Consider the following 21,875-nt stretch of genomic DNA (forward strand, 5'->3'; position numbering starts at 1 on the left):
GCGGTTGCCGCGTGCCTGAGCCGGCACTCAGCGCACCGGCGTGCGGACTTTCCCGTCGACCTTCAACGTGCGCCGGTCGTGCGCGGCTTCGTATTCGACCGTCTGCGCGGGCGTGACGGCGCCGTACGAACGGCCATTCACATAAACGGTGCCGTCCCGCAGTTCGACCCGGTCGCCGTTAACGGTCGCGGCGGCACGTTCGCCCTGCAGCACCGCGCCCGAGCAACCGGCGGTCGAAAAGCTGCGGACCGACGTGCCCGGCATCGCGGCGATCCCGCCCCGATCCGCCGCCTGCGCCGCGCTGCAGGGCGGCGCGTCCATGCTGCCGGCAGCATGGGCCGCGCCGGCGCTGATGCCGCATCCGGCAAGCAACGCAATCGTCATCGGCTTCAGATGGTTCATGGTGCGCTCCGTTGTCCGCTGCCGCGGATCGATGACCGGGCGACACCCGTGCTCGCATTGCAGGCCGTCCGGAGGCTCCCAGTATGCGTCCGGTTCGCGGCACTCCGCCATTCGCGCCAGTACCACTCACGGCCCGCCCCTGCCCCCTCGATCCGCACCGACACCGGCCGCCGGCAGCGCCTCCCCGGCGCAACCAGTCCGCATGAAGATTCACCTTGATCGAGTTGCGACTCGCAACTATTATTGATTGCGATCCGCAACCTTTCCGGACCCACCATGGACCTCATCGACGCTCCCGCCAAGCCTCGCGAAGCCACCATCCTCGAGCTGCGCGACTTCTCCCGCAAACTGGTTCGCGAGCTCGGCTTCATGCGCGCGACGCTGGCCGACAGCGACTGGGCGCCTTCGGCCGTTCACGCGATCCTCGAGATCGGGATGGCGCCCGGCATCAACGCCCGCGATCTCGGCAACATCCTGCGGCTGGACAAATCGAACACGAGCCGGCAACTTGCGCGGCTCGAGGCGGCCGGTGTCGTGGAACGGCGCGTGTCGAGCGACGATGCGCGCGCGACCGAGTTGTACCTGACCGCCGACGGAAAAAAGCTCCAGAAAAGAATCGACACGTTCGCGACGGATCAGGTGTCGAATGCGCTGCGCCGCATGGTGCCTGCCGACCAGCAGGCGCTGCTGCGCTCGCTCGCGCTGTATGCCGATGCGCTCGCGCAGGACAACGCCGCCAAGGCGCCCGCCGCGGCATTCGATGCGCCATCGATCCGCGAAGGCTACCAACCGGGCTGCATCGGCGATATCGCGAGCCTCCACGCGCGCTTTTATGCGGAACACTGGGGCTTCGGCGCCTTTTTCGAAAAGCGGGTGGCGACCGAGCTGGCCGAGTTCGCCGGTGCGCTGCCGGCCGGCGGCAAGGCGCTCTGGCTGTGCCGGGAAGACGGGCGGACACTCGCGTCGCTCGCGATCGACGGCGACCCGGCCAGCGGCGTCGCGCACCTGCGATGGTTCATCGTGAACGACGCGTTGCGCGGGTCTGGCATCGGCCGCCGGCTCATGACGGAAGCGATGCAGTTCGTCGACGCGCAGCGGTTTCGCGAAACCTATCTGTGGACGTTCAAGGGGCTGGATTCGGCGCGCCATCTGTACGAGTCGTTCGGCTTTGCGTTGACGAGCGAATCCGCCGGCACGCAATGGGGAACCGAGGTGGTCGAGCAGCGCTTCAGCCGGCCCGGGCCAACCGGCGGCTGAGGTTCGACGGGTCGGCTCCGCTGCGAACGCCCTTGTGGCCTGCCGGCACGACGTTCCCGCACCGCCAGCCACGCATGTTCGAACGTCTCGCCGCCCTTGCGTTCTGCGCGGCCGTCATCGCACCGGCCGCCGTTGCCGCGCCAACCGATGCCGCGACCGGCATCGATCCGCTCGACCGGAGGATGACGCGTTGCCTGGACGCCCCCGGGCACGCATCGAGCGCGGCACGTGGTCGATGCAGCACTTGATGCGTTGCACGCGCACGATGCCCGGGACAAGCATCGCGGCCGCGACGGCACTCACCCGGCGGCAGACCGCCTCAGACGGAGAATGCCGAGTATCCGCGCATGTACTTCCGACGAGATCGGATACAGCAGCACCAACACGATCGCCATCGCCGTGAACACGAGCGGCCCCTTCCATAACATCGCCCACAAGCCGTCGAGCGTGCGTGCCGGCTGCACACGATTGGCGGCGAATCCGATCGCCTCCAGTATCTGGCCCACGGCGCCGACCGCAAGCGCAAGCGCCGCCTTCTGTGCGAGCGCCACGACACCGAAGATCACCCCCTCGCCGCGGATGCCGGTGCGCCACTCGCCGTATTCGACGGTATCGGGAATCATCGCCCACTGGGCAAGCAGCATCGCGGCATTGCCGAACCCGATCGCAACGAGCACGGCCAGCAACATCCCCAGGCCCGGGAGCCCCGTAACCCCGAGCAAGCCGTAACTCATCGCCGTGATGCAGGCGCCGGCCAACGCGACCCAACGCTTCGATGTCCTGCGCATGACCCACGCCCAGAACGGGATCGAGACGAATACCTGCAGCGCGACGGCACCCAGCGCCCAGCCGATCAGGTCTTCCCGATGCATGCAGTATTTCAGCACGTACGGGAGCGTCTTCGACAGCAGCGTGGACGACGTCATGTGCAGGATCGCGAAGCCGAACACGATGACGAACGCGCGGTTGCGGACGATCACGAGCAACGCGTCACGTATCGACACGCGATGCTGGTCCGGGACGATCGCTTCCTTCGTCGACAGGAACGTCATCACGAAGACAAAGACCGCCACCGTCGCGTACAACACGTTCACCCACAGAAACCCCGTTTTCGCATTGCCTCCACCCAGCACCTGCACGAGCCGCAGTGTCGACAAAGCGACCAGCACGCCAGCCGTGGCCGCGCATACCATCCGATACGCGGCCAGGCTTCCCCGCTCGCGGCTGTCGACCGTCAGCGTCGCCATCAATGCGTTGTACGGCATCGACAGCACGGTATAGGCCGTCCTGAACAACGCGTGGGTGCTCACGACGAACGCGAGTTGGGCGACACCCTCGAGGCGGTTCGGCACGAACATCGCTACGAAGCTGACGGCGAGCGGAACGCATCCGAACAGCAGGTAAGGCCGGTAGCGCCCCCAGCGCGTTCTCGTGTGATTGGCGATATATCCCATCACCGGATCGAACACCGCGTCCCACAGCATTGCACCGCCGAATATCGCGCCGGCGACCCCCGGGGCAATTCCGACCACATCCGTGTAGTAATACAGCAGATAGAGCGTCGTACTCTGCCAGTACAGATTGAACGCGAAATCGCCTATGCCAAAGCCGATCTTGCGTACGAACGGCAACCTGACGCCAGCCTTGTCGCCCGCTCCCGGCGCGCCCTGCGCCGGCATGGAATGTGAAATTTCGGCCATCGTCTCTCCACGGTTCAGCCTCGTCCTGCCCGCTCCAAACTCAATCCCGGACTTCATCCGGTGAAGTTTCGAATCGGAATCGGCGGTCGATTCGGTGCCTCCTCGTTCTGCAACTCGGCTTCATGCTTGCGGAGCAGCGCCGCCGCCTTGTCCGCGCGTCCCGTTGCCGACAATCGCTCGAGATAGGCCCGTAACTTGCCGCGCACGTGATACGGGCCGCCCTCGTCGACGACGTTGACGAGCGGATCGCGCCCGCGTGCCGCCCCAGGGAGCATCTGCGCTTCCCACTCCTTCAGCAGTGCGGTACCCCGGGCAACGACGTCCGCACGATCGCCGGCCAGGTTGCGCAACTCATGCGGGTCGCGGTCGAGATCGAACAGCATGACATCGTCGAAGAGGTGATATCCGTCGTGCAACGTGACGATCATCAGCCAGTGCTCGAAACGCACGCCGCGCTGGCATGTCCATGCGCCCTGCGACACGACGAGGTGATCGCGACCTTCGTCCACGCCCTCCCGCAGGCTCTTCGCGAACGAAACGCCGTCCCAGGAATCGGGAACAGGCTGCCCGAGCAATTCCAGAATGGTTGCGGTGACATCGATCTGATAGTGGAATGCGCGGTATTCGCGCGCCGGTTCCAGGCCCGGCCACTTGAGCAACAGCGGAACGTTCGTCGTGAACTGGTCGGCCGTCTGGTGATCCCCGTAGATTCCCAGCTCGCCGAGCGTCTCGCCATGGTCGGACGACAGCATCACGGCCGTGTCGCCCATCACGCCGAGCGCCGTCAGCTGTCCGAGCAGTTTCCCGACATATTCGTCGGCCATGCGTACACCCGCGTCGTAGCCGTCGAACATCGCTCGCACGGCCGCCATGTCCGGAATGTGCTGCGGCTGGCGCGGATATCGCCGCAAGGCCGCTTCGTTCGGCGCAAATCCCGTGCATTCCTGCGCACTGTGCGGGCCGCACCCCTGCCAGTGGTTTGCACGCACGTCTTCGGTCAGCCACGCCGGCAATGGATCGTCCGCAAACGGCTCGCCATCACTCGCAGGCGCGCGGTACGGCGTGTGCGGGTCCCACATATGAACGTGCAGGAACCAGTTGTCTTCGCTGCCGTGCCGGGCCAGCCAGTCCGACGCGATCGCGAACACTTCATCCGCTGTCTCGCGCCCGAACTTGCCGACGTTGTAGGCCTCGTCGAAACCGGCGTACCAGTGGAACGCCGAATGCCGATGCGCGAAGGAGCTCACGCTCACGGTCTTCAAACCCGCCTGCTGCAGGCGAAACGGGAAGCTGTCGAAGTGCAGTTGCGACCAGAACTTGCGATCGGGGCCGCCGATCACCGGGTCGGCATCGACGCCACCGTGGTTGACCACGCCATTGTGAACGCCGAAACGACCGGTCAGCAGCGCCGTGCGACTCGGCAGGCATGGCGTATCGGACGCATGCACGTTCCGGAATTTCACGCAATCGGCAGCCAGCCTGTCGATGTTCGGGCTGGTCCGGCGATGGTACCCGTAGCAGCCGAGGTGGTCGGGGCGCAGTGTATCGATGTCGAAGTAAATCAGTCTCATTGTCTGTCGTTTCTCGTCATGTCGCCGGCCTTCGCCGACAAGATGCCCCCGTGGGTTGCCGTTTGCACGCCGCGGCGCTGTACGTCAACCCGTCCTGAGGCTACCAATTCTGTGTACTGATGCGTAGTTGATTGCGGACAGCCACCACACCCCGACGTCCGCGGCCGCAGTGAGTTGCCGGCCCAGCGTGACGCGCCACGCGTCGGTGCCCAGGCCGACATAAGCCGCCTTCGAAAAGAGGGGGCCCGACGTGCTCGCCAGGCCGCCCGTGCCCGTGACGAATCCGCTTTGAAGGGTAAAGATCGCCTTCAGCCCCTGCCCCAGATCGTCGGTTCCCTTCAGGCCGAAGCTATTGCCGGAGATGAGGTTGCTATCGAACCCGATCTGATGCCCGCCTTTCACGCCATCGACCCAGCGAACGCCTCCGCCGACAGTCCCGAACAGCATCACGCTCGACTGCGCGTTCGCGCCGCCAACCATCATTACCGCCGCCGTCGCCAGAATTATCTTTCCCTTCATTCGTCTCCTCCTGTTTTGCACTGCTTATTACATCGTGAAGAACGGCCCTCTCAATGATTCTTCAATGGCGATCCACTCGTTCGATCGTCGGTCGATTGGCGCCCGGCGGATCGGATGCGCCCGCATTGCGCGCCCATCGTTCCTTCAGCTCGGCCTCAGGTACCGAATCGGCGCTCTTCCAGCTTCACCAGCGCCTCCGCGACGTGATCCGTCGCGGAACGCCCCAGAACGATCCGGTACACGCCTTCCCGTATATGCCACTGCCCCGACGCTTCATCGAAGCGCGCGAGCAAACGGGGATCAGCGGTCAGGCTAACTTCCGTGGAAGCCCCTGCTTGCAGCGATACGCGCTCGAAGCCGAGCAGACGCAAACGCGGCTCCCCGTCGACCTCGGTCAGATACACCTGGGGCACATCGTCGCCATCCCGCGCGCCGGTATTGGTAACGGTAAAGCCGACCGTCACGGTTTCGCCGCCACATGCCGAGAAGTTGCCGTACGTGAATTGCGTGTAGCCCAGCCCATGACCGAACGAAAACATCGGCTGCTCGCCGCACTGCGCGAACCAGCGATAGCCGATCTCCGCACCTTCGTGGTAATGCACCCGGATGGGCGTGCCCAATTCGACGTCCGCTCCGGGCAAGCGTGGATGCGGCGTCTGCTCGATGCTGACCGGAAAGGTGACGGGCAGGCGTCCGGACGGATTGACCTCGCCTGTCAGGATTTCGGCGATCGCCTGGGCGCCGGCCTGCCCGGGGAACCACGCCTGGACCACCGCGCGCACCTTGTCTCGCCATCGCATTTCGATCGGATTGCCCGTCTGCAACACCACGACGACACGCGAATTCACGCGCGCGACGGCTTCGATCAGTTCGTCCTGTCCGAACGGAAGTCCCATGTCTGGACAATCGAATCGCTCCCCCTCGTGCCGGATCGCATTCACGATCACGACATCCGCCTTGGCGGCCAACGCCACCGCATCGGCAATATGCGCGCCGCTGTCGAATTCGACGATCGCTTGCGGCATCCGCGCGCGCAGTTCCGCAAGCGGCGACGGCCCGTAAAAGCACATCGACGTGGGCCCCAGCAACGGATGGCTCCTGAGCGGCACCTCGGCGGCATACCCGCCGCGCGGCCGAACCTGGCTCGAACCCGATCCCGACAATACCCCGGCCTGCGCAAACCCTCCGATCATTGCGATCCGTCCGAGATTGCGCGCAAGCGGCAACGTCTCGTCATCGTTCTTCAACAGCACGATCCCCTTGCGGGCGATCTCCAGCGCGACGCCATGATGGGCCGTCCAATCGACGGCTTCGGCCGCACGCGGCCGATCGATGCCGATCGCATAGTACGAACGCAGCATGCGCCGCACCATCTCGCCGATACGTGCCTTCGAAATCCTGCCTTCGTCGTAAGCGCGACGCAGCGGTTCGTTGAACCACTCGCACGCGTCGAGCTGCGCGCCGGACTGCTGATCCAGGCCTTTCAACGCAAAATCCCAGTGCCCGACCGCGCGCCAGTCCGACATGATCCACCCCTTGAAGTGCATCGCGCCTTTCACGATGTCCTGCAAGATGCGCCTGTTGCCGCACGCGTATTCGCCGTTCACCAGGTTGTACGCGCCCATCACCGCACCGGGCGCACCCTCCTCGATCGCGATCTGGAACGCAAGCAGGTCGCTTTCGCGATGCGCGGCGGGATCGATGATGGCGTCGAGAAAAAACTTGTTCGTCTCGCTCGCGTTGAGCGAGACGTGCTTCACCAGCGCGATCACCCCTTGCGCCTGGGTTCCCGACACGAGCGCGGCGCCCAGTTTTCCCGACACGAGCGGATCTTCCGACACGTACTCGAAATTTCGCCCGTTGCGCACTTCGCGCACCAGATTGATCCCGCCACCCAGTGCGACGTTGAAACCGAACGCACGCACCTCCCTGCCGATCGCCGCTCCTTGCGCTCGGGCCAGTTCCGGATCGAACGTTGCTCCGAGCGCGAGCGTGGCCGGGAACGCCGTCGCGCCCGCATGCGGATCGTCCGTCGCCCGCACGCCCAGGCTCGTGTCGGCAAGCATCAGCGGCGGTACGCCCAACCGCGCCACGCCGCGCACGTATCCCGCGATCGCGGGCACGTCCGCCGGTACGCGCGGCTCTCGCGCGTGCGTGCCGAAGATGCGCACCATCAGGCTGTACAGCATCGAGAACCGTTCGTCGTCCGTCATGCGGGCTTCGGTCTCCGTCGCCCGCGCGTCGGGATCCTGAACCTGCACGCCGGAACTCGGCGACGGCGCTGGCGTGGCGGAACCCATCTCTTTGGCATCGATGCCGCCGTGGGCGAATTTCATCTTGAGAACGCTCCCTCTCTTATAACTATCCACTCGGATAATTTAATTGCGCTTCGGCAGGGCAGTCAAGCAGGATGCGGCCGATCGATGTCGGGACTTTCCCCGATGGCAAGCGATTCGATGCCGTTCACGGTGCGGTTGCGCCGGCCAGCGGTCGACGCTATGCCAGACGTTGCGGCGCTATCCGGGCGAAGGCACAATTCCGATAATCCATTTTCCGGAAGCAGCAATGACGATCGTCAGACAAGCCCAGCAGGAGCGAAGCGAACAGACTCGCGCGGAAATCCTGGGCATCGCGCTTCATCAGTTTTCCACGTCCGGCTTCGACGCGGTAAGCGTCCGGGACATCGCCGATCAGGCGGGCGTCAACCACGCGATGATTCGCTACTACTTCGGGAACAAGGAAAACCTGTGGCGTGAAAGCGTGGCCTACCTGTTCGAACGCTTCATGGAAAAGGCTGCGCCACCGAAGCCGGACGCCGGAAAGCTCTCGCTCGAGGCGGTCAAGGCGTACATTCGGAACTACGTTCGGTATTGCGCGGAGTATCCCGAGCACGCGCGTCTGATGATGCAGGAAGCCAACCGCGATTCAGAGCGGCTGAAGTGGATGGCCCAGAAGTTCATTCGCCCGCGTCACGATCTCACGATTCCGCTGATCAAGCGCGTTTGCGCGCAGACGAAGGGATTGGAAAAGATCGACCCTGTCCTGCTGTTGTACATGGTCACGGCGATCGCACAGATTCCGTACCTGCTGACCGCGGAGATGAAATACGTGCACGGCATCGACGCACTGCGGGAAAAGGCCATCGACGCCCATTGCGACGCGGTCCTGACGTTCATCTTCCGCTGAGCGCCGACGCCGCGACCCGCTCCGGAACGCTCGGCCGAGCGGCGCGCACGGTTACTTTCAGGGTCATTCAGAGTCAGTCGACTCGCGGGCCGGAAGCCTTGATCCATGAGGATTCCGGAGTGACGGAATTATCTTGCTGTACGTCCTGTCGGGAATGGAGGAATCGGCGGGCCAGCGCGCGGATGCGGAGATCGTCGAGGACGATCACCGATCCTACGGCTACCCGGCAGGTCGGACTCACGTCAAGAACAGGCGGTAGCCGCGCGTGCGTCGAACGCGTCCGCTTCCGGAAGCCGTGCCCACGACTCCGGGCCCGCGTCGATTTCTTCGACCGTCAGCAGGCACGCATCGAGTTCGCGTCGCAACTGGCCGTGATCGATCACCTGCCCGATGAACACGATCTCCTGCCGGCAATCGCCTGCTGGCTCCTCCCATTTTTCCAGCACGCCGCCGCGGCGATAGTCGTCGTGCGGCCAGTCCGACTGCGGCACGAATCGCCACCAGCGACCGACGTAGCCCCACTGGAATCCGCCGCCCGTCTGCACGAGCATGCCGATCTCGGCATGGCGGTGCGCGGCCCAGACATAGCCCTTGCAGCGCAGCAGCCGGCCATTGGTCCACGGCCGGCTCAGCCATGCAAGCAGGCGCGCCGGATGAAACGGCGCACGTTCGCGATAGATCCACGACGCGATCCCGTATGAATCCGATTCCGACGGGTGTTCGCCGGCCTGCATGCGTTGCATCCATCCCGGCGATTCGACGAGCGCCGGTAGATCGAAGCGCCGCGTGTCCAGGACGTCTGACGGATCGATCGCACCGTGCTGCATCGGCAGGATTCGCGCGGACGGATTCAGCGACGCAAGCATGGCGCGCAGCCGGTCGAAACCCGCGTGGCCGATCCGGTCGAGACGGCTCACGAGGATCACGTTCGCGTATTCGACTTGTTCGATCAGCAGGTCCGACAGCTTGCGCGGCGGACCGGAATTGCCGTCGTTCGCGAGCGTTGCGTCGTGCGCGACCGGTCCAGCCGACGCGATCATGTCCTCGAAGGTCTCGCCGTTGACCACCGTGACGAGCGTGTCCAGGCGCGCCAGTTCGCTAAGACTGAAACCGTCTCGATCGAGAAACGCAAACGTCTCCGCGACCGGCATCGGTTCCGAGATGCCGGTCGATTCGATCAGCAGATAATCGAAGCGGCGCTGCCGCGCCAGCGTGCTGATCTGCTCGAGCAGATCGGCGCGCAGCGTGCAGCAGATGCAGCCGTTGCTCATCTCGACCAGTTCGTCCTCGCCTCGATGCAGCTCGACGTTGCGCCGCACGTCGTCGGCGTCGACGTTCACTTCGCTCATGTCGTTGACGATCACGGCGACCTTCAGTCCCGCGCGATTGCGCAGGATGTGGTTCAGCAACGTCGTCTTTCCGGCGCCGAGGAAGCCGGACAGTACTGTGACCGGAATTCTCGGGCCAGGGGCGGCCGGCGCTCCTTGATTCTCGGGCGTCGTCATGCGCTTTGCCCGGACGCGCGATCCAGGTAGCCTTCGAACAGGTCGACCACGACGTAGCCGTCGTCGGCGGCGTCGCCCCACAGATCCTTCACGCGGAACTCGACGTGGTAGGTCGGCTGATGCGCGGCGCCGGTGTCGCCGTGGCCGATCGCGTCCGGGAATGGCCACGATTCGGTCGTCCGGTGCAGCACGACACCTTCCTTGCCGCGAACGTAGCCCGGCGCGCGGATGTGTCCGCTGACGTATTCGTCGCGAACGACGACGCAATCGCCGACCTCGAACCGCATTGATTCGGGCGGTGCCGCCCGGCCCCCGGATTTCGGCGGGTTCGCGAGCCTGAAATGCGAACCGAGCGCGCGGTCGAGTTCATCCTGCGTGAGCACGCCGGTTTCGACGAGCAATGTCGCCGTCGCGATCACGTAGCGCTCGTAGTAGCGCGTGCCGACGTGCTGGCGCACGTCGATGCGTTCGACCGCGTGACGTACCTCGTCGACGCTGAATTTTTTCAGTTGGTCCACGCCGACGAACATCAGGCTGTACGCGAGATGTTCCCAGTCTTCCTTGAAGACCGGCTTGTAGCCGAGACTGTTGATCGTATGCGGCACCGGGCCGAAACCCTGGAATCCGCCGAGGTCGTGAAAGCCGTCCATATGTGATCTCCGGGATGAAAGTCGAGAGCGAAACGTGGTGGGAGTCAGCGCGCGCGCGGCAGCGCAACGCCGATCAGCACGTCCTTCGTGACGAGCGTGCGCAGTTGTTCCTCGGTCATGTGCTCGCTGCCGGCCGGCCGCATGGGCAGCACGAGATAGCGGCTTTCGGCGGTCGTATCCCAGACCTTCACGACGACGTCGTCGGGCAGGTCGGTGCCGAGCTCCCGCAGCACCGTGCGCCCCTCGCGGACGAGCCGCGCCCGATATTCGAAGCCCTTGTACCACTCGGGCGGCAGCCCGAGCACAGGCCAGTTGGTGCATGAGCACAGGCTGCAGACGATCACGTTCTTCAGCGTGGGGGTGTCTTCGAGTGCGACGATGTATTCGCCCTGCGGGCCGGTGTAGCCGAACTGCGCACACGCGGCCGTACCGTCCTTCAGCAGAAGTTCGCGAAACGCCGGGTCGACCCACGCACGCGCGACGATGCGCGCGCCGTTGTCCGGATCCCAGGTCGTGGACATCAGCTCGTTCAGATTTTCGATATAGCCGTCGGGAATCAGGTTCTTCTCTTTCATCACGCGAAACAGCGCCCAGGCGCGTTCGCCGGGCGTCGAGGCGGTTTCCTCGGAAGGAATCGTGTTCATCGTGGGGCTCCTTGTCGTGGTTCGGGGCGACCGCCGCCACGGCGTGGCAACTGTCGTGGCGGGGTGCGGGCGCGTCGTGTCGGTCACGCTCGACGAGCAGGGTAAGAAGAGAAAAAACGCAGTTCTTTGCCGGCACGGATCGGAAACTATGCCGAGACGGCCCCGTTGCGCGGCAGGCGCCGACGCGCAGCGGATGCACGACGATTCGCGGCATCGACAGGGCGTCCGGCCCGAAACGGCAGTAGCCCGCGCACGTTTCGCGACCGCCGCAGGGCGCTGGCTGCGGAGGTCCGCCACAGCCAATTTCTTGTTCCGCCGGAAAACAGAAATGCGGATTTTGCCTTTCTATTCTCACCCTCAAGCGACGGCGGTCCGGTGTCGCGAATCGTCGGCACTCTCCCGAGTACCGGCGGAATAACAGTCAGCCAGTACCCCGCGATTGCCCCGTCCGGCAACGGTTCCCGTTAGTCGTATGTCGAGCGTGGCGGTGTCTGCGCATTCAGGTGAGGAGCATGATGGACAACGTCAACAGAATGAAACTGAAGCGATTCGCGCGCTGGATCGGCCTGTCGCTGATGGTCGTCGCATCGCATTACGCGGGCGCGGTCGAGGTCGATCCCGGCGACTACGAGCAGTACCCGATCGGCGCAACGATCGGCGTGCTGTACTACAACTATTCGGCGACGAACGCGTACTACGCGAATGGCCACCGGACGTCGGATTTCGATCTGCAGTCCAATGTCGGCATCGCCCGCCTGCTGCATGTGTTCCAGCTCACCGACAGGCTCACGATCGATCCGCAGGTGTTGCTGCCGTTCGGTCACATCAGCAGCTTCGGCAACGCAGGCGCGCTTGGCAGTACGAACGGTGTCGGCGACGTGATCCTGACCGCTCCGTTGAAATTCCGCCTGAACGAAGCGAAGGACGTCATCGCCGCGACGGTCTACGTTTACGCGCCGACCGGGAGTTACGACCAGAACCGCGGTCTCAATCTTGGCGCCAACCGCTGGTCGCTCGACTTCCAGGCGGCCTACGTCAAGCACTTTTCGCCGCAGTGGGCACTCGATCTCGTCGGCGACGCGATCTGGTACGGCAACAACACGTCGTACGGCGCGAACGGTGCGACGCTGCATCAGCGGATGAGCTACAGCGCACAGGCGATGGTGCGTTACATGCCTGATCCGGGCACGTCGCTCGGGATCGGCATCACCCAGCTCTGGGGCGGCGAAACGAGCGTCGACGGCGCGGACAACAACGACGCGCTGCGCACGACGCGCCTGCGGATCACCGCGGCGAAATTTGTGACGAAGGCCGACCAGGTGCAAATTCAGCTCGGCACCGACCTGGCCGTGCGAAACGGCCCGAGGAACAGCCTGCTCGCCGGCCTGCGTTACGCACACATCTTCTGACACCCCGCATGCGCCGGAATACGTCCGGTGCATGTCGCTCCGTGCCCCCAACGTCGATACCTCGACACCCGATTCCCTTTCCAGAGAGGTCACGCATGGAATCCGCCATCGACACACACCTGACCTGCCCGCGGACGCTGTCGCGCCGCGTCGCCGATGATTACCAGCCGCCGTTCCCGATGTACGTCGCCCGGGCTGCCGAAGACCTGAGCCAGGTCGTGATGGGCTATTTCGGCGTGCAATACAGCGGCGCCGACAAGCGCGCGGCAGCACTGGCCGCGTTGCGCCGGATCGTCACCGATTTCGGTGCGCAGGACGGCCCGAAAAACTACGATCTGACGCAACACACCGACGACCAGGGTTACGAGAACCTGATTGCCGTCGGCTACTGGCGCGATCCGGCCGCGTACGCGCGCTGGATTGCGTCGCCGGCACTCGTCGAATGGTGGACTTCCGACGCACGCCTCGCGGACGGCATCGGTTACTTCCGGGAAATCGTCGCGCCACGCGCCGAGCAGTTCGAGACGCTTTACGCATTCACGAGCGATTTCCCCGGTGTCGGCGCGATCATGGACGGCGTCAGCGGCGAGATCGAGGAGCACGGCTACTGGGGATCGATGCGCGACCGGTTCCCGATCTCGCAGACGGACTGGATGAGCGCGGACGGCGAGTTGCGCATCGTCGAGGGCGATCCGGCCCGCGGCGGCCGCGTGGTCGTGCTGGCGCACGACAACATCGCGCTGATTCGCTCCGGTCAGGACTGGCGCGCGGCCGAGAGCGACGAGCGCCGGCTGTATCTCGAGGAAATCGAGCCGACGCTGCGCAGCGGCATGGACTTCCTGCGCGACAACGGTACGGACGTCGGCTGCTACAGCAACCGCTACGTGCGCTCGATCGATCTCGACGGCAACGTGCTCGACGAGAGCTACAACATCGGCCACTGGCGCTCGCTCGACCGCCTCGAACGGTGGGCCGAATCCCATCCGACGCACCTGCGGATCTTTGTCACCTTCTTCCGCGTCGTCACCGGGCTGTCGAAACTGCGGCTGTATCACGAGGTTTCCGTCTTCGATGCAAAGCATCAGGTCTACGAATACGTGAACTGCCATGCGCGCACCGGGATGATGCGCGACGCCGTCGCCATCGCCCGCTGAATCCCGCCGGTACCGCCGTGGCCGGCGGTGCCGCTTACCAAACTGGAGAACGTCGATGGCCATCAAACGCCCGACCCGCGAACAACTGTCCGATATTGCAGCCGGCTTCGGCTTTCATCTCGATTCCCGCCAACTCGCCGAATACGACGATGCGTTGCAGGCGAACTTCGACGCATACGATGCGATCGACGCGCTGCCCGACTATCTGCCCGTCGTCGCGTATCCGCGCACGCCGGGCTACCGCCCGGAAGGCGACGAGAATCGTTACGGCGCGTGGGCGCGCAAGAGCACGATCCACGGCGCCGCCGGCGGCAAGCTGCGCGGCAGGACGGTGGTCGTGAAAGACAACATCTGCGTCGCCGGCGTGCCGATGCGCAATGGCGCGAGCACGTTCGAAGGCTACGTGCCCGACGTCGATGCGACCGTCGTCACGCGGGTGCTCGACGCCGGCGGAACGATCGCCGGCAAATCGACCTGCGAGTACTACTGTTTTTCCGGCGGCTCGCACACGAGCGCGTCGGGGCCGGTGCACAATCCGCGCAAGGAAGGGCACTCGTCGGGCGGCTCGTCGTCCGGCAGCGGCGCGCTGGTCGCGAGCGGCGAGGTCGATATGGCGCTCGGCGGCGATCAGGGCGGCTCGGTGCGGATCCCGTCCGCCTATTGCGGCATCTACGGGATGAAGCCGACGCACGGGCTCGTGCCGTACACCGGCGCGATGCCGATCGAGGCGACCGTCGATCATCTCGGGCCGATGACGAGCAGCGTGCTCGACAACGCGCTGCTGCTCGATGTCATCGCGGGCGACGACGGACTCGATCCGCGCCAGCGGGCGCTGCCGCCGCGCGCCGATTATCTCGGCGCGATCCGCGACGGTATCGCCGGCCTGCGGATCGGCATCCTGCGCGAAGCGTTCGGGCTCGCGAATTCGGAGAAAGTGGTCGACGAGGCCGTGCGGGTCGCCGCGCTCCGGTTGCGCAAGCTGGGCGCGAACGTCGACGAAGTGTCGGTGCCGCTGCATGCGGCCGGCACCGCGATCTGGCTGCCGATCGCGGCCGAGGGCGCGACGCAGCAGATGATGAAGGGCAACAGCCACGGGTTCAACTGGGGCGGCCTGTACGTGACCGGCATGATCGATCATCACGCGGGCTGGCGCGAGCGCGCCGATGAGCTGCCAGATACCGTGAAAGTGACGATGCTGCTCGGCGAATATTTCACGAGCCGGTATCGCGGGCGCTACTACGCAAAGTGCCAGAACCTCGCGCGACGCTTGCGATCGGCTTACGACGCGGCGCTGCAGTCGTATGACGTATTGCTGATGCCGACCGTTCCGATACGCGCGTCGGAACTGCCGAAGCCTGGCTGTGCGATGTCCGAGTCGCTGACCAGGGCGTTCGAGATGCTCGCGAATACCGCGCCGTTCGACGTGTCCGGGCATCCGGCCATGTCGCTGCCGTGCGGGGTAGCCGATGATCTACCGATCGGGCTGCAGTTGGTCGGGCGCCGCTTTGACGAGGCGACCATCTACCGCTGCGCCTATGCGTATGAACAGTCTTCCGACTGGCGCCAGACAACGTTCGCATGACGTGCCAAGCGCGGCGGCGCAACGCCGCCGCGCCGCCTGCCGGTCCGACCGGCAACGAGAAGTACACGGTTGCCGATTGGACAATGCGCTTTTGAACGGGCACGCTACCGGTTGCGTGTTTGCTAACCCATGTGGGGCACGACCATGACGATGCGTCCTTTCCCGCGCGCCGCAAGCGGCGGCGCGCCCGGCCCGGCGTCCGACAGCCCGCCGGACGAATGGACGAATTCGGCGATCGAGCTGGCGACCGACGGCTCGGTCAGCCAGCGTATCGAGTTTTGGCGCGAGACGATTCTGCGTTTGTTCGCGGACGTGCAGATCGCCGCCGTGCAGAAGGCCGATTTCTTCGGCCAGGTGCGGCAGCGCAAATGCGAAAAGATGCGGATCTCGGAAATCTACGCCAGCGAACAGGCCGTGATTCGGCGCTATCGCCAGGCGCGGAGCGAGTATGAGGACAAGTATTTCGGCGTATTGATGCTCGAGGGCAGCCAATCGGTCGAGCAGGACGGCAAGATCGTCACGCTGCACCCCGGAGATTTTGCGATCTACGACGCGACCCGGCCGCATCACCTACAGTTCGGCCAGTCGTGGCGCGAGATCGTCGTCAGCATTCCCCGCGCAACCCTGAACCAGCTCGTCGTCGGGATGGAACACCGCACGGCCTGCCCGACGCACACCGGGGAGGGCGTCGGCAGGGTCATGCGTGCGTTTCTCGAGCAGATGTCGTCGCAGATCCGTAGCGTGACCGAGGACGAGATGCGGCAGTTGTCGGATACCGCGATCTCGCTGATCGCGCTGACGCTCGGGGGCATGCAGCGTAACGACCTCGCGCAATCCAGGATGAAGACGTTGACGCTGACGCGTGTGAAGCGGCATCTGCTCGAGCACCTGCACGATCCGGAGCTGAGCCCGATGATGATCGAGCGGTCGCTCGGGATTTCGTCGCGGTACATCAACAAGCTGTTCGAGGCCGAAAGCACGTCGCTGATGCGTTACGTATTGAACCTGCGGCTCGAACGGTGTGCGCACGATCTTGCGAATCCGCAATGCGCGATGCTGCGCGTGTCCGACATCGCGTTGCGGTGGGGATTCAACGACATGTCCCATTTCAGTCGCGTGTTTCGCGAGCGGTTCGCGATGTCACCACGGGCGTGGCGCGAGCACGGTGGCCCGCCACGGGCGCGACCTGTGCCTGCATGAGTCCGAGGCCGTGCCGGAGCCAATGCGCAGGGAATGGGCACGACGCCCCTTCCTTTCCTTCGCCGCAGGCGGTGGATCTTCAACGCATTCCGGCTATACCTCGATTGCCGGTCAATTATTCCCTGCACATCTAACGTATTAGAAGCCGATTTCGAACTGGAAAGAATCCGCTATCCAAGATAGACGCGCTTACCGCCGCGACGACGCCCCCCCCGCTTCCAGTAATGTTCAGCTTGGGAGCCCGGGGTTAATTCAGCTGCATCTGCCACCAGCTGGCGAGCGCTAGCGGAATTAAAGGACACGAAAGAGGCGTGTGCAAAGCTAGTGAGCAGGCGTAGATCAAATTGAAGTTGTCACCGGCGATGGTGTTGCGAAGACCCGTGTCAACTCCCGCGCGGTGACATCGCAGCGCCAGCAGCCCCTGTCACGCGTCGCGAAGCCTGAGTTTGAGCGGCGGTGAAGCGCAACATGAAGCGCGAATGTATCGTTCTCGCGAATCGCGTGACACCGGTTCATGTCGACGCGTACCGCGACGAGCGACGCATAGGCGCGCCGCCCCTCGTCGTCGAAGAACTCGGGGACCTCGCGGCCGCTATGCGCGGCCAGCGCGTCCCAGTGACGCTGCCCGCACTCCTTGCGCAGCCAGTTTTCCGCAAGCCCGGTGTGCGCCAGTTGCGGCATGCCGGCCCGATAGCGATGGGTGGCGGTATGCATTGCGTCAGGCGGCCAGGCTGTCGGCCGAGCGTCGTGCGGCCGTCCGCTCGGCCTCGATCCGGTCGACAATATGGGCGGCATCGCGCGCAACCCCGGAAAAGCGCCCCGAGCCCCATGTGTACAGCCAGGGCAGCCCGACGAAGTAGAGCCCCGGAACCGGCGTCACGCCACGCTGGTGCGCAGGATAGCCGCGGCCATTGAATACCGGTGCATCGAGCCAGCTGAAATCCGGGGTGAAGCCGATGCACCAGATGACCGATGCGATACCGCTGGCAGCAAGATCGAGCGCCGTGCGCTCGCCGGCCGGACGCCACACGGGCTCGTAGCGCGTCGCAGGCGGCGCCTCGATCGCGTTCTTGTCGATATAGGCATCGATGCCTGCATTGATCCGGTTGTACGTATCGTCGGCGCTGTCGAGTTGCGCTGCCAGGTCCGCTGAAAATTGCAACTGCCCGCCGACGAAATCCTCGAGCTTGCCGTACAGTTCCATCCCTTCGGCGGCAAAGCGGCGCAGATCGATGTCGCGCCCGCCGTCGCGGCCGGTCACGTAATGGTTGGTGTTGTCGCGCACGCCTTCGCGCAGCGGGTGCGCATCGACCGGCATGTCGTAGTACTGCATGTCGGCCAGCCAGTCGACGACGTCCCTGCCGCGGTAGAAGCGGGCACAGCGCGGTGCATCGCCCACCGCGAGGTACACCTTCCGCCCGGCCAGATGGAGATCTTCCGCGATCTGCGCCCCCGACTGCCCCGAGCCGACCACGAGCACCGGGCCATCCGGCAATGCACCGGGATTCCGGTATTCCGACGACTGGATCTGCACGATCGCTGCCGGAAACCGTTCGGCCATCCGCGGCACGATCGGCCGATGGTAGCCGCCCGACGCAACGACCACCTGATCGGCCGTGTATGCGCCGCGCGACGTCAAGATGCGATAGCGTCCGTTCGCGTCACGCGTCACGCGCTCGACGGCGGTCTGTTCCAGCACCGGGGCATCGACGCTCCGGATGAATCCGTCGAGATACTCGACGATCTCGTCCTTCGTCATGAAGCCATGCGGATCGGCACCGCGATACGGGTAGCCCGGCAGCGCACACTGCCAGTTCGGCGTCACGAGACAGAACGCGTCCCAGCGCTGCTTGCGCCACGTGTGCGTGACGGTTTCCTTTTCGAATACGAGATGATCGATACCTGCCTGCTTCAGGTAGTAGCTGATCGACAGCCCCGCCTGGCCACCGCCGACGACGGCTACGCCGAGATGGGATTCGACATCCGGGAGGCTGGATAAAAAAACGGGTTCGCTTGACATGATGCAGTCCTGAATGTGTGTTGAAGACGGCAGTTGAATTCTGCGTGCTCGACGCCTCAAACGAGTTCGATGACGGTCACGGTCGCGTCGCCCTGCGGTGAAAATCGCTCCGCCTGTGCTTCGATCCGTGTCAGCTCGTCCATTGCGGCAGAACACGCGAATCCGTATTTTTCGCGTACGCGATCGGACGCGATACCCAACGCGCGTCGGGCGCGCTCGACAAAGTCGTCGAGCGCGTATTGCGTGTCTGCAGCGAAGAATTCCGACACGACGGTCGAAGGCGAATAGCAATTGGTTTCCGACTGGTCGGGCCAACGAACCCGAAAATGCATGACCGGCATGATTCCTCCTCATTCGGCGGACAATGCTCGCGCACGATGCGCCAGCCTGTCCTGGTAGATATCCAGATGCTTGCGCGCACTCGCTTTCCATGTGAAGCGGTTCAGCAGTGCCGGGACGGCATGCGCGAAATCGGGAGCACGCCGTCCCGAGAGCGCGTCGCGCAGCGCGCGGGCGATCGACTCCACATCGTCGGGATCGGCCCAAACGCACGCGCGCTCGTCCAGATATTCGGTAAAGGGCGCGATTTCGGACACGACGACGGGTTTTCCGCAGGCGAGCCCCTCGAGCACGACCAGCCCGAATCCCTCGCGGATCGACACCATCGACACCACGTCGGCGCTGTGCATCAGCGCGACCAGGGCCGCGTCGTCCAGCGGCCCCGTCGGCACGACCGGTTCGTCGACACCGATCCCGAGCCCGAGTGCGGCGGCGCGCGCGACGAATCGGCGCGCGTATGCGTCGTGGTCGAGCAGGCTCGCGCCGCCCCCGATCACGAGCTGTGCGTCGGGCGTCGTGCTGCGCAGCCGTGCGAACGCCTCGAGCAACGCGATCGAGTTTTTGCGTTCCTCGATTCCGCCGATCGCCACGACGATCGGCCCGCGGCTCAGGCCGAACCGCTGCCGCAACACCTGCACGTCGCGATGATGTGCACAGGCGAACCGGGCAACGTCGATGCCGTTCGGCACCACGCTTGCGTCGACTCCGAACGACTCGCGCATCGTGGCCGCCCAGGTCTTACTCACGCACAGCACCTGGTCCGCCTCCCGCCACGCACGCGCCTGCCAGCGTTCGAGCTGCGGATCGTCGAATACGTCGAGGTGATGCACGGTCCGTACGAATCCGTCTATCGCCCCTGACTGCTTCAGCTCCGCCAGCGCGTTGCCCGTGATGCTGTCCTGCGCATGCACGATATCGAACCCGCCCGCCTCGTGCCCCGGCAAAGCGTTCCTGATCGCGGCAATCCGCGCGCGCACCATTTCCGCGATGCTGCGCGAACGGACATCGACGCGGGCCAGAACGACGCGGCACGGAACATCGCGAAACATCGCCTCCCCCGGCGCTGCCGGCGCAAACACGGTGACGTCGCTTCCCGCTTCGTGCAACGCGCTCGCCAGTTCGAGTGTGTGCACGACACCGCCGCGCGGATTGACCGAGTGGGTAAGCAGCGCGATGCGCAATGCATCTCGACTCATCGGGCACCTCCGCTTGCACCGGCAATGAACGGGGCGATCCGGAAATCCCACAGCACCGCGGTTTCACCCGCCTCCTCGACGACGACCTCGCGCGTTGCATCGATGTCGCCAATCACCGCGCACGCGAGCCCGCGCGCGACGAAGCGCTCCATTACCGTATCGGCATGCGCCGGCCGGGCCGCCATCAGGAACCCGTAGCTCGGAAAGGCTGTCAGCCAGCGATCGAAGTCGACGCCTGGAGGACGCGGAATCGCATCAAGCCGTATCCGCGCACCGACGCGCGAGCACTCGACGAGCATCAGCGCCGTACCGAGCACGCCGGCCATCGAGATATCCTTCGCCGAATCGCACAGCCCGTCTTCGGCCAGCGCCGGCAGGATCTCGAGATCGCCGCGCAGCCGGGCCGGCGGTGCGCCGACCGACGCATTCCAGAACGGGTACGGATCCTCGAATGCGCCGCGCAGGTCGACCGCCATCATCAGGCGATCGCCCGGCCGCGCGCTGAAGCTCGACAGCAGCGCGCGCGCACGGCCCAGGATCGACACCGCCAGTTGCCCCTGCGCACTGCGCGTGTTGCTGTGACCGCCGACGATCGGCACGCCATACGCGGACGCAGCCGCGGCCATCCCGGCGAGCACCGGCCGCGCGGCGTCGATCCCGTCGCTCCACAACGCATCGACAACGGCGATCGGTCGTCCGCCCATCGCATAGATGTCGCTGACGTTCGCCATCACGCCGCTGTACCCGGCAAACCAGGGCATCGACTCGACGAATTCGCCGACCATGCCCTCGATCGCAAACAGCAGGTAGCCGTCCGCGTCGGCGATCGCCGCGCAGTCGTCGCCGAGTGCAACCGCCTGCGCGAAATCCCGTTCGCCGTTCGGAAATCCCGCCGCGAGCGATGCGACCACGCCGGAGATGTCGTGCTTGTGCTGGAAGCCGCGGGTCGCACGAAGCATTGCGACACGATCCTCGACACTCATTGCCGCACCTCCGGGCATAGAACGAAACCCTCGAACGGCGTGCCGCACGGCGGATAGTGCGCAAGCTCGGCCTGCATCAATTGATGGGGACGTCCGAACAACGTTTCCTCGCCGAGCGCATCCCAGTGAAGCCGGCGAAACAACGGCACGTTCTGCGATTGCACGTGTGCGACGAAAGTCCGGCACCCTTCGGCATGCGCGCTGCTTACAGCCAGTGCGATCAGCATCGAGCCAATCCTGCTCTGCCTGCGAAATGCCGGATGCACTGCCAGCCGAGAACCCATCCAGGTTCCGGGCGCGGTTTCATGAATCCGCACCGTGCCGACCACCTGCTCGGGCAACCCTGCGCAGCAGCTCACCGCGACCAGCAGCTGCGCGTGGCGATCGATATCGTCGCGATCGTCGCCGACGAAGATCCCCTGCTCGATGCAGAATACGGCCCGGCGCAACTTGTACGCCTCGTCGATTTCCCATGGAAGTCCGGCCCATTTGATCCGGTATTCCGAAGGCCGGTACGTGTCGCCACTGTCGGCAAGGCCCATCTCCGTGCAGTACATG

General features: G+C 64.8%; 21 protein-coding genes. 7 read left to right on the forward strand and 14 right to left on the reverse strand.

Annotated elements, in window-relative coordinates; all coding sequences use genetic code 11:
* Positions 1 to 27: 27 nt before the first annotated feature.
* On the reverse strand, positions 28 to 513 hold the full coding sequence (locus B7G54_RS17425) for a S26 family signal peptidase (protein WP_244289362.1): 486 nt from the start codon (positions 511 to 513) through the stop codon (positions 28 to 30).
* A 165-nt stretch (positions 514 to 678) separates the two neighbouring features.
* Here B7G54_RS17425 and B7G54_RS17430 point away from each other — a divergent pair, with 165 nt between their 5' ends.
* Positions 679 to 1,659: a bifunctional helix-turn-helix transcriptional regulator/GNAT family N-acetyltransferase gene (locus tag B7G54_RS17430; protein WP_085040195.1), complete on the forward strand. Its 981-nt coding sequence runs from the start codon at positions 679 to 681 to the stop codon at positions 1,657 to 1,659.
* A gap of 74 nt (positions 1,660 to 1,733) precedes the next feature.
* On the forward strand, positions 1,734 to 1,907 hold the full coding sequence (locus B7G54_RS39075; RefSeq protein ID WP_165765586.1) for a hypothetical protein: 174 nt from the start codon (positions 1,734 to 1,736) through the stop codon (positions 1,905 to 1,907).
* Between the two features lie 51 nt (positions 1,908 to 1,958).
* Here B7G54_RS39075 and B7G54_RS17440 read toward each other — a convergent pair whose 3' ends face one another.
* The 4 genes from B7G54_RS17440 to B7G54_RS17455 form a co-directional block, all read right to left on the reverse strand.
* On the reverse strand, positions 1,959 to 3,359 hold the full coding sequence (locus B7G54_RS17440; RefSeq protein WP_165765587.1) for an MFS transporter: 1,401 nt from the start codon (positions 3,357 to 3,359) through the stop codon (positions 1,959 to 1,961).
* Between the two features lie 53 nt (positions 3,360 to 3,412).
* Positions 3,413 to 4,930 carry a sulfatase gene (locus B7G54_RS17445; RefSeq protein WP_085040198.1) on the reverse strand — a complete coding sequence of 506 codons (1,518 nt, stop codon included), beginning with the start codon at positions 4,928 to 4,930 and terminating at the stop codon, positions 3,413 to 3,415.
* Between the two features lie 84 nt (positions 4,931 to 5,014).
* Complete coding sequence (locus B7G54_RS17450; RefSeq protein ID WP_085040199.1) at positions 5,015 to 5,449, reverse strand: porin; 435 nt, start codon at positions 5,447 to 5,449, stop codon at positions 5,015 to 5,017.
* Positions 5,450 to 5,604: 155 nt separating this feature from the next.
* On the reverse strand, positions 5,605 to 7,785 hold the full coding sequence (locus B7G54_RS17455; protein ID WP_208864962.1) for a beta-glucosidase family protein: 2,181 nt from the start codon (positions 7,783 to 7,785) through the stop codon (positions 5,605 to 5,607).
* A 229-nt stretch (positions 7,786 to 8,014) separates the two neighbouring features.
* Here B7G54_RS17455 and B7G54_RS17460 point away from each other — a divergent pair, with 229 nt between their 5' ends.
* Positions 8,015 to 8,635: a TetR/AcrR family transcriptional regulator gene (locus B7G54_RS17460; protein WP_085040200.1), complete on the forward strand. Its 621-nt coding sequence runs from the start codon at positions 8,015 to 8,017 to the stop codon at positions 8,633 to 8,635.
* A gap of 242 nt (positions 8,636 to 8,877) precedes the next feature.
* Here B7G54_RS17460 and B7G54_RS17465 read toward each other — a convergent pair whose 3' ends face one another.
* From B7G54_RS17465 to nthA, 3 genes are read right to left on the reverse strand one after another with little or no spacing between them, the layout of a single operon-like run.
* The gene (locus B7G54_RS17465; protein ID WP_085040201.1) at positions 8,878 to 10,140 is read right to left on the reverse strand and encodes a GTP-binding protein; all 1,263 of its coding nucleotides are present in this window, start codon (positions 10,138 to 10,140) and stop codon (positions 8,878 to 8,880) included.
* Complete coding sequence (gene nthB / locus B7G54_RS17470) at positions 10,137 to 10,790, reverse strand: nitrile hydratase subunit beta (RefSeq protein ID WP_085040202.1); 654 nt, start codon at positions 10,788 to 10,790, stop codon at positions 10,137 to 10,139. The genes B7G54_RS17465 and nthB overlap by 4 nt, the downstream gene beginning before the upstream one ends.
* A 44-nt stretch (positions 10,791 to 10,834) precedes the next feature.
* A complete protein-coding gene (gene nthA, locus B7G54_RS17475) occupies positions 10,835 to 11,434 on the reverse strand; it encodes a nitrile hydratase subunit alpha (protein WP_085040203.1) in 600 nt (199 codons plus the stop codon).
* Between the two features lie 512 nt (positions 11,435 to 11,946).
* Here nthA and B7G54_RS17480 point away from each other — a divergent pair.
* From B7G54_RS17480 to B7G54_RS17495, 4 genes are all read left to right on the forward strand, one after another.
* The gene (locus tag B7G54_RS17480; protein ID WP_085040204.1) at positions 11,947 to 12,843 is read left to right on the forward strand and encodes a transporter; all 897 of its coding nucleotides are present in this window, start codon (positions 11,947 to 11,949) and stop codon (positions 12,841 to 12,843) included.
* A gap of 95 nt (positions 12,844 to 12,938) precedes the next feature.
* Complete coding sequence (oxdA, locus tag B7G54_RS17485; protein WP_085040205.1) at positions 12,939 to 13,997, forward strand: aliphatic aldoxime dehydratase; 1,059 nt, start codon at positions 12,939 to 12,941, stop codon at positions 13,995 to 13,997.
* A gap of 55 nt (positions 13,998 to 14,052) precedes the next feature.
* Positions 14,053 to 15,579 (forward strand): amidase, encoded by a 1,527-nt coding sequence (locus B7G54_RS17490; protein ID WP_085040206.1) that lies wholly within the window; start codon positions 14,053 to 14,055, stop codon positions 15,577 to 15,579.
* 144 nt (positions 15,580 to 15,723) lie between these two features.
* On the forward strand, positions 15,724 to 16,779 hold the full coding sequence (locus tag B7G54_RS17495) for an AraC-like ligand-binding domain-containing protein (RefSeq protein ID WP_085040346.1): 1,056 nt from the start codon (positions 15,724 to 15,726) through the stop codon (positions 16,777 to 16,779).
* A 339-nt stretch (positions 16,780 to 17,118) separates the two neighbouring features.
* Here B7G54_RS17495 and B7G54_RS17500 read toward each other — a convergent pair whose 3' ends face one another.
* The 6 genes from B7G54_RS17500 to B7G54_RS17525 are packed head-to-tail and all read right to left on the reverse strand — an operon-like array spanning position 17,119 to position 21,874.
* Positions 17,119 to 17,493: an LnmK family bifunctional acyltransferase/decarboxylase gene (locus B7G54_RS17500; protein WP_244289364.1), complete on the reverse strand. Its 375-nt coding sequence runs from the start codon at positions 17,491 to 17,493 to the stop codon at positions 17,119 to 17,121.
* A gap of 4 nt (positions 17,494 to 17,497) precedes the next feature.
* On the reverse strand, positions 17,498 to 18,799 hold the full coding sequence (locus B7G54_RS17505; RefSeq protein ID WP_085040207.1) for an MSMEG_0569 family flavin-dependent oxidoreductase: 1,302 nt from the start codon (positions 18,797 to 18,799) through the stop codon (positions 17,498 to 17,500).
* Between the two features lie 56 nt (positions 18,800 to 18,855).
* Positions 18,856 to 19,140 (reverse strand): MSMEG_0570 family nitrogen starvation response protein, encoded by a 285-nt coding sequence (locus B7G54_RS17510; protein WP_085040208.1) that lies wholly within the window; start codon positions 19,138 to 19,140, stop codon positions 18,856 to 18,858.
* A 9-nt stretch (positions 19,141 to 19,149) separates the two neighbouring features.
* The gene (locus B7G54_RS17515; protein WP_085040209.1) at positions 19,150 to 20,334 is read right to left on the reverse strand and encodes an MSMEG_0565 family glycosyltransferase; all 1,185 of its coding nucleotides are present in this window, start codon (positions 20,332 to 20,334) and stop codon (positions 19,150 to 19,152) included.
* On the reverse strand, positions 20,331 to 21,317 hold the full coding sequence (locus B7G54_RS17520; RefSeq protein WP_085040210.1) for a sll0787 family AIR synthase-like protein: 987 nt from the start codon (positions 21,315 to 21,317) through the stop codon (positions 20,331 to 20,333). The genes B7G54_RS17515 and B7G54_RS17520 overlap by 4 nt, the downstream gene beginning before the upstream one ends.
* Positions 21,314 to 21,874: an MSMEG_0567/Sll0786 family nitrogen starvation N-acetyltransferase gene (locus B7G54_RS17525; RefSeq protein ID WP_085040211.1), complete on the reverse strand. Its 561-nt coding sequence runs from the start codon at positions 21,872 to 21,874 to the stop codon at positions 21,314 to 21,316. The genes B7G54_RS17520 and B7G54_RS17525 overlap by 4 nt, the downstream gene beginning before the upstream one ends.
* Position 21,875: the final 1 nt, after the last annotated feature.

Source organism: Burkholderia puraquae, assembly GCF_002099195.1.
Taxonomy (GTDB): domain Bacteria; phylum Pseudomonadota; class Gammaproteobacteria; order Burkholderiales; family Burkholderiaceae; genus Burkholderia; species Burkholderia puraquae.

Coding starts and splice junctions, on each gene's coding strand:
- B7G54_RS17425 (WP_244289362.1), bottom strand. CDS start 513: ATGGCGGAGTGCCGCGAACCGGACGCATACTGGGAGCCTCCGGACGGC.
- B7G54_RS17430 (WP_085040195.1), top strand. CDS start 679: ATGGACCTCATCGACGCTCCCGCCAAGCCTCGCGAAGCCACCATCCTC.
- B7G54_RS39075 (WP_165765586.1), top strand. CDS start 1,734: ATGTTCGAACGTCTCGCCGCCCTTGCGTTCTGCGCGGCCGTCATCGCA.
- B7G54_RS17440 (WP_165765587.1), bottom strand. CDS start 3,359: ATGGCCGAAATTTCACATTCCATGCCGGCGCAGGGCGCGCCGGGAGCG.
- B7G54_RS17445 (WP_085040198.1), bottom strand. CDS start 4,930: ATGAGACTGATTTACTTCGACATCGATACACTGCGCCCCGACCACCTC.
- B7G54_RS17450 (WP_085040199.1), bottom strand. CDS start 5,449: ATGAAGGGAAAGATAATTCTGGCGACGGCGGCGGTAATGATGGTTGGC.
- B7G54_RS17455 (WP_208864962.1), bottom strand. CDS start 7,785: ATGAAATTCGCCCACGGCGGCATCGATGCCAAAGAGATGGGTTCCGCC.
- B7G54_RS17460 (WP_085040200.1), top strand. CDS start 8,015: ATGACGATCGTCAGACAAGCCCAGCAGGAGCGAAGCGAACAGACTCGC.
- B7G54_RS17465 (WP_085040201.1), bottom strand. CDS start 10,140: ATGACGACGCCCGAGAATCAAGGAGCGCCGGCCGCCCCTGGCCCGAGA.
- nthB (WP_085040202.1), bottom strand. CDS start 10,790: ATGGACGGCTTTCACGACCTCGGCGGATTCCAGGGTTTCGGCCCGGTG.
- nthA (WP_085040203.1), bottom strand. CDS start 11,434: ATGAACACGATTCCTTCCGAGGAAACCGCCTCGACGCCCGGCGAACGC.
- B7G54_RS17480 (WP_085040204.1), top strand. CDS start 11,947: ATGATGGACAACGTCAACAGAATGAAACTGAAGCGATTCGCGCGCTGG.
- oxdA (WP_085040205.1), top strand. CDS start 12,939: ATGGAATCCGCCATCGACACACACCTGACCTGCCCGCGGACGCTGTCG.
- B7G54_RS17490 (WP_085040206.1), top strand. CDS start 14,053: ATGGCCATCAAACGCCCGACCCGCGAACAACTGTCCGATATTGCAGCC.
- B7G54_RS17495 (WP_085040346.1), top strand. CDS start 15,724: ATGACGATGCGTCCTTTCCCGCGCGCCGCAAGCGGCGGCGCGCCCGGC.
- B7G54_RS17500 (WP_244289364.1), bottom strand. CDS start 17,493: ATGCATACCGCCACCCATCGCTATCGGGCCGGCATGCCGCAACTGGCG.
- B7G54_RS17505 (WP_085040207.1), bottom strand. CDS start 18,799: ATGTCAAGCGAACCCGTTTTTTTATCCAGCCTCCCGGATGTCGAATCC.
- B7G54_RS17510 (WP_085040208.1), bottom strand. CDS start 19,140: ATGCCGGTCATGCATTTTCGGGTTCGTTGGCCCGACCAGTCGGAAACC.
- B7G54_RS17515 (WP_085040209.1), bottom strand. CDS start 20,334: ATGAGTCGAGATGCATTGCGCATCGCGCTGCTTACCCACTCGGTCAAT.
- B7G54_RS17520 (WP_085040210.1), bottom strand. CDS start 21,317: ATGAGTGTCGAGGATCGTGTCGCAATGCTTCGTGCGACCCGCGGCTTC.
- B7G54_RS17525 (WP_085040211.1), bottom strand. CDS start 21,874: ATGTACTGCACGGAGATGGGCCTTGCCGACAGTGGCGACACGTACCGG.